At 59.6% G+C, this 11,536-nt stretch carries 10 protein-coding genes and 1 pseudogene; all 11 read left to right on the top strand.

Annotation, left to right across the window (positions count from 1 at the left end):
* Positions 1-192 (top strand): annotated as a pseudogene (locus C9427_RS34545) (hypothetical protein); the annotation flags it as partial.
* 9 nt (positions 193-201) lie between these two features.
* Complete coding sequence (locus C9427_RS31985) at positions 202-1,098, top strand: bacteriophage abortive infection AbiH family protein (RefSeq protein ID WP_107652977.1); 897 nt, start codon at positions 202-204, stop codon at positions 1,096-1,098.
* 475 nt (positions 1,099-1,573) lie between these two features.
* Positions 1,574-2,467 (top strand): nitrogenase iron protein, encoded by an 894-nt coding sequence (nifH, locus tag C9427_RS31980; RefSeq protein WP_006331760.1) that lies wholly within the window; start codon positions 1,574-1,576, stop codon positions 2,465-2,467.
* A gap of 104 nt (positions 2,468-2,571) precedes the next feature.
* Positions 2,572-4,077 (top strand): nitrogenase molybdenum-iron protein alpha chain, encoded by a 1,506-nt coding sequence (nifD, locus tag C9427_RS31975; RefSeq protein ID WP_107652976.1) that lies wholly within the window; start codon positions 2,572-2,574, stop codon positions 4,075-4,077.
* A gap of 126 nt (positions 4,078-4,203) precedes the next feature.
* The gene (nifK, locus tag C9427_RS31970) at positions 4,204-5,745 is read left to right on the top strand and encodes a nitrogenase molybdenum-iron protein subunit beta (protein WP_107652981.1); all 1,542 of its coding nucleotides are present in this window, start codon (positions 4,204-4,206) and stop codon (positions 5,743-5,745) included.
* Between the two features lie 60 nt (positions 5,746-5,805).
* Positions 5,806-7,296 carry a nitrogenase iron-molybdenum cofactor biosynthesis protein NifE gene (gene nifE, locus C9427_RS31965; RefSeq protein ID WP_107652975.1) on the top strand — a complete coding sequence of 497 codons (1,491 nt, stop codon included), beginning with the start codon at positions 5,806-5,808 and terminating at the stop codon, positions 7,294-7,296.
* Between the two features lie 9 nt (positions 7,297-7,305).
* Positions 7,306-8,688, top strand: a complete 1,383-nt coding sequence (gene nifN / locus C9427_RS31960) for a nitrogenase iron-molybdenum cofactor biosynthesis protein NifN (RefSeq protein ID WP_107652974.1) — start codon at positions 7,306-7,308, stop codon at positions 8,686-8,688.
* Positions 8,654-9,151 (top strand): nitrogen fixation protein NifX, encoded by a 498-nt coding sequence (gene nifX / locus C9427_RS31955; RefSeq protein WP_010913613.1) that lies wholly within the window; start codon positions 8,654-8,656, stop codon positions 9,149-9,151. Before nifN ends, nifX begins: the two co-directional genes overlap by 35 nt.
* Positions 9,152-9,168: 17 nt before the next feature.
* The gene (locus C9427_RS31950) at positions 9,169-9,648 is read left to right on the top strand and encodes a NifX-associated nitrogen fixation protein (protein ID WP_107652973.1); all 480 of its coding nucleotides are present in this window, start codon (positions 9,169-9,171) and stop codon (positions 9,646-9,648) included.
* A gap of 24 nt (positions 9,649-9,672) precedes the next feature.
* Positions 9,673-10,458 carry a response regulator transcription factor gene (locus tag C9427_RS31945; RefSeq protein ID WP_107652972.1) on the top strand — a complete coding sequence of 262 codons (786 nt, stop codon included), beginning with the start codon at positions 9,673-9,675 and terminating at the stop codon, positions 10,456-10,458.
* A gap of 98 nt (positions 10,459-10,556) precedes the next feature.
* Positions 10,557-11,444 (top strand): universal stress protein, encoded by an 888-nt coding sequence (locus C9427_RS31940; RefSeq protein WP_107652971.1) that lies wholly within the window; start codon positions 10,557-10,559, stop codon positions 11,442-11,444.
* The last annotated feature ends 92 nt before the right edge of the window (positions 11,445-11,536 follow it).

The raw sequence follows: 11,536 nt of genomic DNA, 5'->3' as shown, positions 1-11,536 counted from the left end.
CTAGATCACCTTCGTCGCCGCTATAAAACCTTGCTTTCAACCGGTGCGATCAGCCAGTGCGGCTGTGGCGATCGGTCCTGTCCGACCTTCATGTTGACCGATGCCGCTGCCCGGGAAATGGACCACGCCCGCGATCGCGTCCTTACTGCATTTCGAAAGCCATATCCGAGCTTCAGCGTAACTCTGGAATAAAGCAGGCTGATGAGCGACACGTTATACATCATCGGCAATGGCTTTGACCGCTATCACGATATTCCATCGGATTACCTGGACTTCGGCCGATATCTCAAGGAAGTCGATCTGGCCACCTATCGCGAAGTCGAGACATATTTTGCAGTCGACGACGCGTTCTGGTGGGAATTCGAGGCGAGGCTGGCCGACTTCGATGTCGACACGGTTATTGACTATGCCTCTCAATTTCTCATGTCCTATGGAGCGGAGGACTGGAGTGATTCAGGCCATCACGACTATCAGTATGAACTGAACCGCGTCGTCGAGGCTATTTCTTCTACAATGCGTGGACGGTTCGCCGATTGGATTCGACAGCTTCGCATCCCCGCAGCCAATTCATTCACCGACAAACCTTTACCGCTCGACCCGACCGCGCGTTATCTCAACTTCAATTATACGCCGACACTTCAGAAGGCTTATGGAATTGCCGATAGCCAGGTTCTGCACATTCACGGGCAAGCCAGTAGCTCTACTGACCAACTCGTGCTCGGCCATGCATGGCAGCGCACTTTGGCGGACTCCCTCAATCACGGCGTTGATGTCGAGGCTGCGGACACACGCGTCCTTGAGGGCAACAGGATCGTCGACGACTATTTTTCGGCGACGTTCAAGCCGACCGACAGAATCATCCTGCAGCAGCAGCCGTTCTTCCATAGCCTGAGATCAGTGCGTCGAATCCTCGTCATGGGACACTCCCTTTCGGAGGTGGACGCGCCCTATCTCGAGGAAACAACCAAGCACATCGATGCAACAACGGTGACGTGGAAGGTTAGTTATCACAGTAATCCAGCGGCGGCGCAGGCTCCAATGTCGGAGCTGGGAATTGATCCTGGTCTTATAAGCCTCGCACGTTTGATCGATTTCTGAACAATTCTGATCCTTTCCAAGAATGTCCCCTTTTCAGCGACCAGACCGCTGTAGCTGCCATACGACCCTTGCTTTAGTCCAGGCCTGACCCGCGAAATTATCCGACGTGGCGCCCGATGGCCGCAGCTACAATCCCGACGGGCAAACCGACCAAATCGGGGTGAAGACGCGAGGGGGCATCTACTCCATCAGATTTTGACAACTAGCTTCCTTCCGGGCTCCGCGGCCGACGTCTCACTCAACGCCATCCGACATCTCCTGTCGCCTTTGTCGGGCCCGCGACACAAGTTTATTTAGCCAATTTAATATTTTTGCCAAATGTTAAACAGCTGAAAAGCAATCATAAAATTTCTTCTTCGATCCAGCCGGCCAAATTGGCACGAGTTTTGAAACGATCGGTGCGAGGCGGCGGGATCTGCCGACCGGCATTGAAGTCGCGGTAACCGCTATGGATGGAAAGAAGGAAGGAAGCAACATGTCAGGTCTGCGTCAGATCGCATTCTACGGAAAGGGAGGCATCGGCAAGTCCACCACCTCTCAAAATACGCTAGCCGCCCTGGTCGACCTCGGACAGAAAATCCTGATCGTCGGCTGCGACCCCAAAGCCGACTCCACCCGCCTGATCCTGAACGCAAAGGCGCAGGATACCGTTCTGCATCTCGCCGCCCAGGAAGGTTCTGTGGAAGACCTTGAACTCCAGGACGTACTCAAGATCGGCTACAAAGACATCAAGTGCGTGGAGTCCGGCGGCCCCGAGCCGGGTGTCGGCTGCGCCGGCCGCGGCGTCATCACCTCGATCAACTTCCTCGAGGAGAACGGCGCCTATGACAATGTCGACTATGTCTCCTACGACGTGCTGGGCGACGTGGTGTGCGGCGGCTTCGCGATGCCGATCCGCGAAAACAAGGCCCAGGAAATCTACATCGTCATGTCCGGCGAGATGATGGCGCTCTATGCCGCCAACAACATCGCCAAGGGTATCCTGAAATACGCCCATTCGGGCGGCGTGCGGCTCGGCGGGCTGATCTGCAACGAGCGCCAGACCGACCGCGAGCTCGACCTCTCCGAGGCGCTGGCCGCCAGGCTCAATTCCAAGCTCATCCACTTCGTGCCGCGCGACAACATCGTCCAGCACGCCGAACTGAGAAAGATGACGGTAATCCAGTATGCGCCGGACTCCAAACAGGCAGGGGAGTACCGCGCGTTGGCCGAGAAGATCCATGTCAATTCGGGCCAGGGCACCATCCCGACCCCAATCACCATGGAGGAGCTCGAGGACATGCTGCTCGACTTCGGCATCATGAAGACGGACGAGCAAATGCTTGCCGAGCTTCAGGCCAAGGAAGCGAAATTGGCCGTCGCTCAGTAACCGCCGCTACCGACAGGGGGCGCCGACCGTGACTTGGCGCCCCTTTCTACGAAACAAGGCCTCGTCGGCGAGGCGTTACCCGAACCTTGAAAGGGGCAGGTCCCATGGGCCTCGACTATGAAAATGACGGCGCTTTGCATGCGAAGCTTATCGAAGACGTGCTGTCCCAATATCCAGATAAGGCGGCGAAGCGTCGCAAGAAGCACCTCAGTGTCGCAACGAGCAAGGACGAGACCGGAGGGGAGGACAAGGGCCTTTCCGAATGCGACGTCAAATCGAACATCAAATCCATTCCGGGCGTGATGACAATCCGCGGCTGCGCCTATGCCGGCTCCAAGGGCGTGGTGTGGGGTCCAGTCAAGGATATGGTCCACATCTCGCACGGGCCGGTCGGCTGTGGGCAATATTCCTGGTCGCAACGCCGCAACTATTACGTCGGCACGACGGGTATCGACACGTTCGTGACAATGCAGTTCACCTCCGACTTCCAGGAGAAGGACATCGTTTTCGGCGGCGACAAGAAGCTGGAAAAGATCATCGACGAGATCGAGGACCTGTTTCCGCTCAGTGGCGGCATCTCGGTGCAGTCCGAATGCCCGATCGGCCTGATCGGGGACGATATCGAGGCCGTGTCGCGCAAGAAAGCCAAGGAGCACGAAAAGACGATTGTACCGGTGCGCTGCGAAGGTTTCCGCGGCGTTTCACAATCGCTCGGCCACCACATTGCCAATGATGCGATCCGCGATTGGGTCTTCGACAAGGACGATGTCGCGTTCGAGTCCGGCCCATACGACGTCAACGTCGTCGGCGACTACAACATTGGCGGCGATGCCTGGGCTTCGCGAATCCTGCTCGAAGAGATTGGGCTTCGGGTGGTCGGCAACTGGTCGGGCGACGCCACACTCGCCGAAATAGAGCGCGCTCCCAAGGCCAAGCTCAATTTGATCCACTGCTACCGGTCGATGAACTACATCTGCCGGCACATGGAGGAAAAGTACGGCATCGCCTGGATGGAATACAATTTCTTCGGCCCCTCCCAGATCGAGGCCTCCTTGCGCAACATCGCCAAACACTTTGGCCCGGAAATCGAGGAGAAGACCGAAAAGGTCATCGCCAAGTACCGGCCCTTGGTCGATGCCGTCATCGCCAAGTACCAACCGCGCCTCGAAGGCAGGACGGTGATGCTCTATGTCGGCGGCCTGCGCCCCCGTCACGTCATCACTGCCTACGAGGACCTCGGTATGGTGATCGTTGGCACCGGCTACGAATTCGCCCACAACGACGACTATCAGCGCACCGGCCATTACGTGAAGAATGGCACGCTCGTCTATGACGACGTCACCGGTTATGAGCTGGAGAAGTTCATCGAAGGCATCCGCCCGGATCTCGTTGGCTCCGGTATCAAGGAGAAGTACCCGGTACAGAAGATGGGCATCCCGTTCCGCCAGATGCACTCCTGGGACTATTCGGGCCCGTATCACGGTTATGACGGCTTCGCCATTTTCGCCCGCGACATGGATCTGGCCATCAACAACCCGGTCTGGGGTCTCTACCGCGCGCCGTGGAAGAAGACGAAGGACGTACAGCTGAGGGCGGTCGCCGCCGAATGAGGACTGGCCTCCCTGCCAGGCAGGGAGGCCGATAATGCTCGGGGGCACTCGATCCGCGGAGGCCCTTCAAAGTTTCGATGTCCCTGTGCTGCCGCTTGCCGCGGCCAGATGGAAAAGGTGACCACTATGCCGCAATCGGCCGAAAAAGTTCTCGACCATGCTCCCCTGTTCCGCGAGCCGGAATACAGACAAATGCTTGCTGAGAAGAAGCTGAATTTCGAATGTCCGCACCCTGATCAGATCGTCAGCGACCAACGCGAATTGACCAAGACTTGGGAATACCGCGAAAAGAACCTCGCTCGCGAGGCGCTTGTCATAAACCCCGCCAAGGCCTGCCAGCCGCTCGGTGCGGTGTTCGCGGCCGCGGGCTTCGAGCGCACCATGTCTTTCGTCCACGGTAGCCAGGGCTGCGTTGCCTACTACCGCTCGCATCTGTCGCGACATTTCAAGGAGCCTTCGTCAGCGGTTTCCTCCTCGATGACCGAGGACGCGGCAGTGTTTGGCGGCCTCAAGAACATGGTCGACGGGCTCGCCAATACCTACAAGCTCTACGACCCCAAGATGATCGCCGTCTCGACCACCTGCATGGCCGAGGTCATTGGCGACGACTTGCGGAGCTTCATAGAGAACGCCAAGAACGAAGGCTCGGTCCCGTGCGACTTCGACGTGCCTTTCGCTCATACGCCTGCCTTTGTCGGCAGCCATGTCGATGGCTACGACGGCATGGTGAAGGGCGTGCTGGAGCATTTCTGGAAGGGCAGCGAGCGCTCGCAAGCCGCTGGGACCATCAACATCATTCCAGGCTTCGACGGATTCTGCGTCGGAAACAACCGGGAACTCAAGCGCCTCCTCGACCTGATGGGTGTCACCTATACCGTCATTCAGGACGCCTCAGACCAGTTCGACACGCCGTCGGACGGCGAATACCGCATGTATGACGGTGGCACCAAGATCGAAGACGTGAAAGGGGCACTCAACGCGGAGGCGACACTGTCGCTGCAGCATTACAACACCCGCAAGACGCTGGAATATTGCAACGAGGTCGGGCAGGCGACGGCATCCTTCCACTATCCGCTGGGTGTCCAGGCGACCGACGAATTCCTGATGAAGATCTCGGCGATTTCCGGCCAAGAGATCCCCGAGACAATCCGGATGGAGCGCGGCCGACTGGTTGATGCGATGGCGGACAGCCAGTCATGGCTGCACGGCAAGAAGTACGCAATCTATGGGGATCCGGACTTCGTCTACGGCATGGCCCGCTTCGTCATGGAGACCGGCGGCGAGCCGACACATTGCCTCGCGACCAACGGCACATCGGCCTGGGAGGCCCAGATGAAGGAATTGCTTGCATCCTCGTCCTTCGGCCAGGATGCCCAGATCTGGGCGGGCAAGGATCTCTGGGCGATGCGTTCGCTGCTGTTTACAGAGCCGGTGGACCTGCTGATCGGCAATTCCTATGGCAAGTATCTGGAGCGCGACACCGGCACACCGCTGATCCGGCTGATGTTTCCAATCTTCGACCGGCACCATCACCATCGCTTTCCCCTCATGGGCTACCAGGGTGGATTACGTGTGCTGACGACGATCCTCGACAAGATATTCGACAAGCTCGATCGCGAGACGAGCGAAACGGGCGTGACGGACTATTCCTATGACCTCACCCGCTAAGCCCGTGCCGGCTTTTCGCCGAGGCCGTCCATTGCCCAATGGACTTCGGAGACTGACGCAATGACCTCGCTCAGTGCCAAGATCCAGGACGTTTTCGACGAGCCCGCCTGCGATAACAACCGCGGCAAGGATGCCAAAGCGCGCAAGCAGGGCTGCTCGAAGCCGCTGACCCCCGGGGCGGCAGCCGGCGGCTGCGCCTTTGACGGCGCCAAGATCGTCCTGCAGCCGATTACCGACGTTGCGCACCTGGTCCATGCGCCGCTCGCCTGCGAGGGCAATTCCTGGGACAACAGAGGCGCAGCTTCGTCCGGGCCAACCCTGTGGCGGACAAGCTTTACAACCGACCTCACCGAACTCGACGTCGTGATGGGGCAGGGCGAGCGGAAACTGTTCAGGGCGATCCGCGAGATCAAGGAAATATATGCGCCGCCGGCAGTCTTCGTCTATTCGACCTGCGTCACGGCGCTGATCGGCGACGACATCGAGGCGGTGTGCAAACGCGCGGCCGAAAAATTCGGCTTGGCCGTGGTGCCGATCAATGCGCCGGGCTTGGCCGGCTCCAAGAACCTCGGCAACAAACTGGCCGCCGAAGCGTTGCTCGATCATGTCATCGGCACGGTGGAACCCGACGAGGCCGGGCCCTACGACATCAACGTCCTTGGCGAATTCAACCTCTCCGGCGAATTCTGGCTGGTGAAGCCGCTGCTTGATCGGCTTGGCATCCGGGTGCGCGCCTGCATTCCGGGCGATGCGCGTTACATCGACGTTGCATCCGCGCACCGCGCCCGGGCGGCTATGCTGGTGTGCTCGAGCGCACTCATCAATCTGGCCCGCAAGATGGAGGAGCGCTGGGACATCCCGTTCTTCGAGGGCTCCTTCTACGGCATAACCGATACCTCCGAAGCACTTCGCAACATTGCTGAGCTGCTGGTGAAGAAGGGCGCCGATGCGGAGATCCTCGATCGCACAGAGACGCTGATTGCCGAGCAGGAGGCGATTGCGTGGAAGAAGCTCGAGGCCTACCGCCGGCGGCTTCAAGGCAAGCGCGTGCTGCTCAATACAGGCGGTGTGAAGTCCTGGTCAGTCGTCCACGCGCTGATGGAGATTGGCATGGAGATCGTCGGCACCTCGGTCAAGAAATCCACCGTCGAAGACAAGGAGCGGATCAAACGGATCCTCAAGGACGAAAACCACATGTTCGAGCAGATGGCAGCGCGCGATCTCTACACCATGCTCTCAAAACACAAGGCCGACATCATGCTGTCGGGCGGGCGCACGCAATTCATCGCGCTGAAGGCCAAGACACCCTGGCTCGATATCAACCAGGAGCGCCAACATCCTTATGCCGGCTATGACGGCATGGTGGAACTTGTCCGGCAGATCGACCTCGCCATTCATAACCCGATCTGGGACCAGGTGCGGGAGCCGGCGCCATGGGGTTGCCAGCCTGCCGGGGAGGACGATCTGGCGAGCACGAAGAACGGGACAGCAGCTGTGAACGCCTTCAATGAATTCGCCGGCGCTACGGCTCACCGCTTCGGCGACCGATGAGGAAATCCGATGGTCCGCATCCTTCGCAATACCAAATCAGCGGCGGTCAACCCCCTGAAGTCGTCGCAGCCGCTGGGTGCCGCCTTCGCTTTTCTTGGAGTCGAGGGTGCGATGCCCCTGTTCCATGGCAGCCAAGGCTGCACCAGCTTCGCGCTCGTGCTCTTCGTGCGGCATTTCAAGGAAGCGATCCCCTTGCAGACAACGGCGATGGATGAGGTGGCAACCATACTCGGCGGAGCGGACCATCTGGAAGAGGCGATCCTCAACCTCAAAACCCGCACTAAGCCAAAGCTGATAGGAGTGTGCACGACCGCGCTGGTGGAGACCCGTGGCGAAGACTGCGCGAGTGATATCGCCAACGTCAAGCTGAAGCATGCGGAAGAGCTCGCTGGTACGGAGGTTGTGCTGGCCAACACGCCTGATTTCGGCGGCGCTATCGAAGAAGGCTGGGCCAAGGCTGTCGCGGCGATGATCGAAGGGATTACACGGTCGGGCGCACGGACCCGGCAGCCGAAGAAGATCGCGATCCTGCCCGGATGCAACCTCACTGTCGCTGACGTCGAGCATTTGCGTGACATGGTTGAAAGTTTTGGGCTCAAGCCGGTTATCCTGCCGGACGTCTCCGGCTCACTCGACGGCACGGTTCCTGACCGCTGGGTAACCACTACCTATGGCGGCACCAGCGTCGAGGAAATCCGCGAGCTTGGCACGGCCGCGCAATGCATCGTCATCGGCGAGCACATGCGCCACCCGGCGAAAACGCTGCACGGGTTGACCGGCGTGCCTTACGCGGTGTTCCAGTCGCTGACCGGATTGAAGGCCGTCGACCGGTTCGTCTCGCTGCTATCGGCCGTTTCGGGCGCGGCGGTGCCGGCCCGGGTTCGCCGTCACCGGGCGCAATTGGAGGATGCATTGCTCGACGGACATTTCCATTTCGGAGGCAAGAAAATTGCGATCGCTGCTGAACCAGACCAACTCTATCAACTCGCAACCTTCTTCACCGGCATGGGCTGTGACATCGCGGCGGCGGTCACGACGACCGATATGTCGAAGATTCTGCAAAAAGTACCGGCGGACTGGGTTCAGATCGGCGATCTCGGCGATTTGGAAGCTCTTGCAGCGGGCGCGGATCTTCTCGTAACACATTCCCACGGTCGCCAGGCGTCGCGACGCCTTGGCATTCCGCTCATGCGCGTCGGCTTCCCGATCTTCGACCGGCTCGGCAGCCAGCACAAGCTCACAATCCTCTATCGGGGGACCCGCGACCTGATCTTCGATGTTGCCAATATCTTTCAGGCCAACCAGCACGCGCCGACGCCTGAGGCGCTTGATCTATTCCGGAAACGAGAAATGCCAGATGAGCTCCGTTCGTCGCCTCTCACTCGTCACTGACGAGGTTCACGCACCGATGACGGACCGACGGGCAGGCGCATTGCGCGTAGCCATCGCCACGCAAGACATGACGAATCTCAATGCCCATTTCGGGTCGGCCAAGCGCTTTGCTGTCTACGACGTGACGCGCGAGGAGTGGCATCTCGTGGAAGCCGTGGCCTTCGATGACGTTTCCGATGAGAGCGGGAAGCGTCGGACCGAGGGCGATGACCGCGTCACGCCGAAGGTGGAGGCGCTGAAGGGCTGCCATCTGCTGTTTTGTCTGGCCATCGGCGGGCCTTCGGCAGCCAAGGTTATTTCGGCAAAAATCCATCCAATCAAGGTGCCGCAGCCACAAACCATCCAAGAGGTGCTGTTGCGCACGCAGATGATGCTGAGAACGTGTCCTCCGCCCTGGCTGCGCAAGGTGCTGGCCGAAGCTGGTGTCGCCGAAAAGAAACCCTCCTTCGAGGATGAGGACTGAAACAAGGAAAGAGCAAAATGTTTGAAGTCGCGATCAGCCCTGCTGTCAACGATGACGAGGCGGCCCTTGCCAGCCCGTTCGTCAAGTGCCTCGTGCGGCTGATCCTTGCTCAAGATTCCCACGGGTCGTGGGACGGCAAAGCGGACGCCGAGTTGCTGGCCGACTTCATCGTCAGCAAGGAACGGCGTGGTACGATCCCAATCATCGGCGATCCCGATCCGGACGTGCTGTGGAGGCTCGACAAGTTTTACACTGCCGTCGCCCTTGCGATCGAGGAGCGCTCCGGCCTGATGGCATCGCCGATGATCGAAATGAGCCATGAGGGGTTCGGGCGCGTGCTTTTCACCGCCGGGCGGCTGGTCGTTTTGTCCAAGACCGTGCGCGACGTCCATCGGTTCGGCTTCGAGACGTTCTGCAAACTCGCCGCGGCCGGTACGAAACTGGTCGACGATGCCATCGCAGCCATCGACGCCTATCCCGAGGTGGCACGGGCATGAAACCGATTTTCGAGCAAGAGGATCATGTCAGGCCTTGAGGAGCCGCGATGGCCAGCCCACGCGGCCGACTCGGTCGAGGCCAATTTGGTTCTCGGGGTAGCGCTGATGAAGCCACGCGTCCTGATCTGTTCGCAAGATGCGGAGTTCTATCTGTTCCTCAGCCACATACTGGAGGTGGACGGCTTCGTCAGTGAGCCGGCAGGCGGCGCCAAGGAAGCACTTGCAATGGCCGACGATCGCGACTTCCAGGCCGTGGTGCTGGACTGCGGTTCAACGAGCCTTACCGGGTCCGCAATCTGCGCCCGGCTCAAGCGGGAGCCCCGAACCGGCGGCCTGCCCATCATTGCCCTGATCGCGCCCGGCGCCGAGAACCAGCACCTCGATCTGTTGAAGGCCGGCATTGACGAGAGCTTTGTGCGGCCTGTGGCGCCGGCCAAGCTGCTCGATTGTCTGCGGACGAGGCTGGCGCTGCCGAAGCCGGGTTCAAACGCGATTGAAAACGACAGCTGGCTTTCCTATGGCAGCCTTGAGATGAAGCTCGATGCCCACCGGGTTTGCGGCAATGGCCATGACATCCATCTCGGACCGATCGAGTTCAACGTGCTGCGGCATTTGCTCGAGGCGCCCGGCACGGTCTTCAGCAGGGACGAGCTGATCGGGGGGGCCTGGCCGGCCAATATCCATGTCGGTGTACGCACAGTCGATGTCCATATCAGTCGGCTCAGAAAGGCGCTGGAGACGGCCTCGACCGATATCGTTATCCGTACCGTCAGGTCGGCCGGCTACTCGCTCGAGAAGCTGGACGGCTGAATCGAGTGCCGGGTGTGGTTCCACTCCCTTTCCTCGCGCTGTGAGCCGGTCTCGCGGCCTGAAACGCCCTCAACGGATACTCAGGAAGAAACAGGAAAATGGACTTTAAAACGGTACTCTGTTTGACCGGCGCTGACCATTCTGATCAGGACGTCAGAACTGCTGCCGGCTTGTGTGCGGAAATCGGCGCGCACCTTTCCGTACTGATCATACCCCCTCCGATGCTCCTTATGTCGCATCGGCGGATCGGAGATGGTGTCTCCGAGTGGCCGGTAGCACGTGGACAGGCAATTGCCAGATTGAACGATCGGTTTCGGCAAATCGATCGATTTACACAGAACGCGGTCAGACGGGAAAAACGCTCCCGAGATATCCACAAACTGCTGGAATCTATGTCGCTCGCCTATGACGTTGACACCGACTATTACGATCCGGCCAGCCTCGGTGAAGTGGCACGACAGCGGGCGCTCTGCGCCGACCTCACGATCATCGGACCGGGGCTCCTCAACGACGAGAATCTCGGACCTCCTGTGGTCAACGGCTGCTTGTTCGATACGGGGAAGCCGGTGCTCGTTGTGCCGAAGGGGGCTGAGGCGACGCTGTGGCCACGGCGCGTCCTGGTCGGTTGGGATTCGCGAGTCGAGGCGTCCCGTGCGGTTCGAGAAGCGCTGGGTCTCCTGTGCGCTGCTGAGGAAGTTCGTGTCGCCCTGGTCGATCCGAAGGCCAACTACAACGGGAACGGCGCGGAGCCTGGAGCCGACATCGCTGCCTATCTCACTCGGCACGGTGCTCGGGTGTCGGTTGACCTTCTGCCAAGTGCCGGCAAATCGGCGGCCACGGTGCTTGCGCAGCACGCAATCGACACGTCTGCCGACATGATAGTCATGGGCGCCTATGGCAGCCGTCGGCTGCGTGAGCGGCTCTTTGGCGGTGTGACCAGATGGATCTTTGAAAAGCCGACATTGCCGCTGTTTTTGGCTCGATGACGGTTCCGGACCTGCACCGATGCTGTTCAAAGCTCTACTGTGACGCCTGCATTCATACGTAGATGGGCTCCATCGAAATAATCGATTTTACG

Source organism: Mesorhizobium helmanticense (genome assembly GCF_003034915.1).
Taxonomy (GTDB): Bacteria; Pseudomonadota; Alphaproteobacteria; order Rhizobiales; family Rhizobiaceae; genus Mesorhizobium; species Mesorhizobium helmanticense.
The sequence above is the reverse complement of the archived record's forward strand: the minus strand, read 5'-3'. Positions and strand labels throughout refer to the sequence as shown.

What these genes read in the sequence shown, in the direction of transcription:
- nifD (WP_107652976.1), top strand. Translation starts at nt 2,572, where the DNA reads ATGGGCCTCGACTATGAAAATGACGGCGCTTTGCATGCGAAGCTTATC.
- nifX (WP_010913613.1), top strand. Translation starts at nt 8,654, where the DNA reads ATGAGCTCCGTTCGTCGCCTCTCACTCGTCACTGACGAGGTTCACGCA.
- C9427_RS31985 (WP_107652977.1), top strand. Translation starts at nt 202, where the DNA reads ATGAGCGACACGTTATACATCATCGGCAATGGCTTTGACCGCTATCAC.
- C9427_RS31945 (WP_107652972.1), top strand. Translation starts at nt 9,673, where the DNA reads ATGTCAGGCCTTGAGGAGCCGCGATGGCCAGCCCACGCGGCCGACTCG.
- nifN (WP_107652974.1), top strand. Translation starts at nt 7,306, where the DNA reads ATGGTCCGCATCCTTCGCAATACCAAATCAGCGGCGGTCAACCCCCTG.
- nifH (WP_006331760.1), top strand. Translation starts at nt 1,574, where the DNA reads ATGTCAGGTCTGCGTCAGATCGCATTCTACGGAAAGGGAGGCATCGGC.
- nifE (WP_107652975.1), top strand. Translation starts at nt 5,806, where the DNA reads ATGACCTCGCTCAGTGCCAAGATCCAGGACGTTTTCGACGAGCCCGCC.
- C9427_RS31940 (WP_107652971.1), top strand. Translation starts at nt 10,557, where the DNA reads ATGGACTTTAAAACGGTACTCTGTTTGACCGGCGCTGACCATTCTGAT.
- C9427_RS31950 (WP_107652973.1), top strand. Translation starts at nt 9,169, where the DNA reads ATGTTTGAAGTCGCGATCAGCCCTGCTGTCAACGATGACGAGGCGGCC.
- nifK (WP_107652981.1), top strand. Translation starts at nt 4,204, where the DNA reads ATGCCGCAATCGGCCGAAAAAGTTCTCGACCATGCTCCCCTGTTCCGC.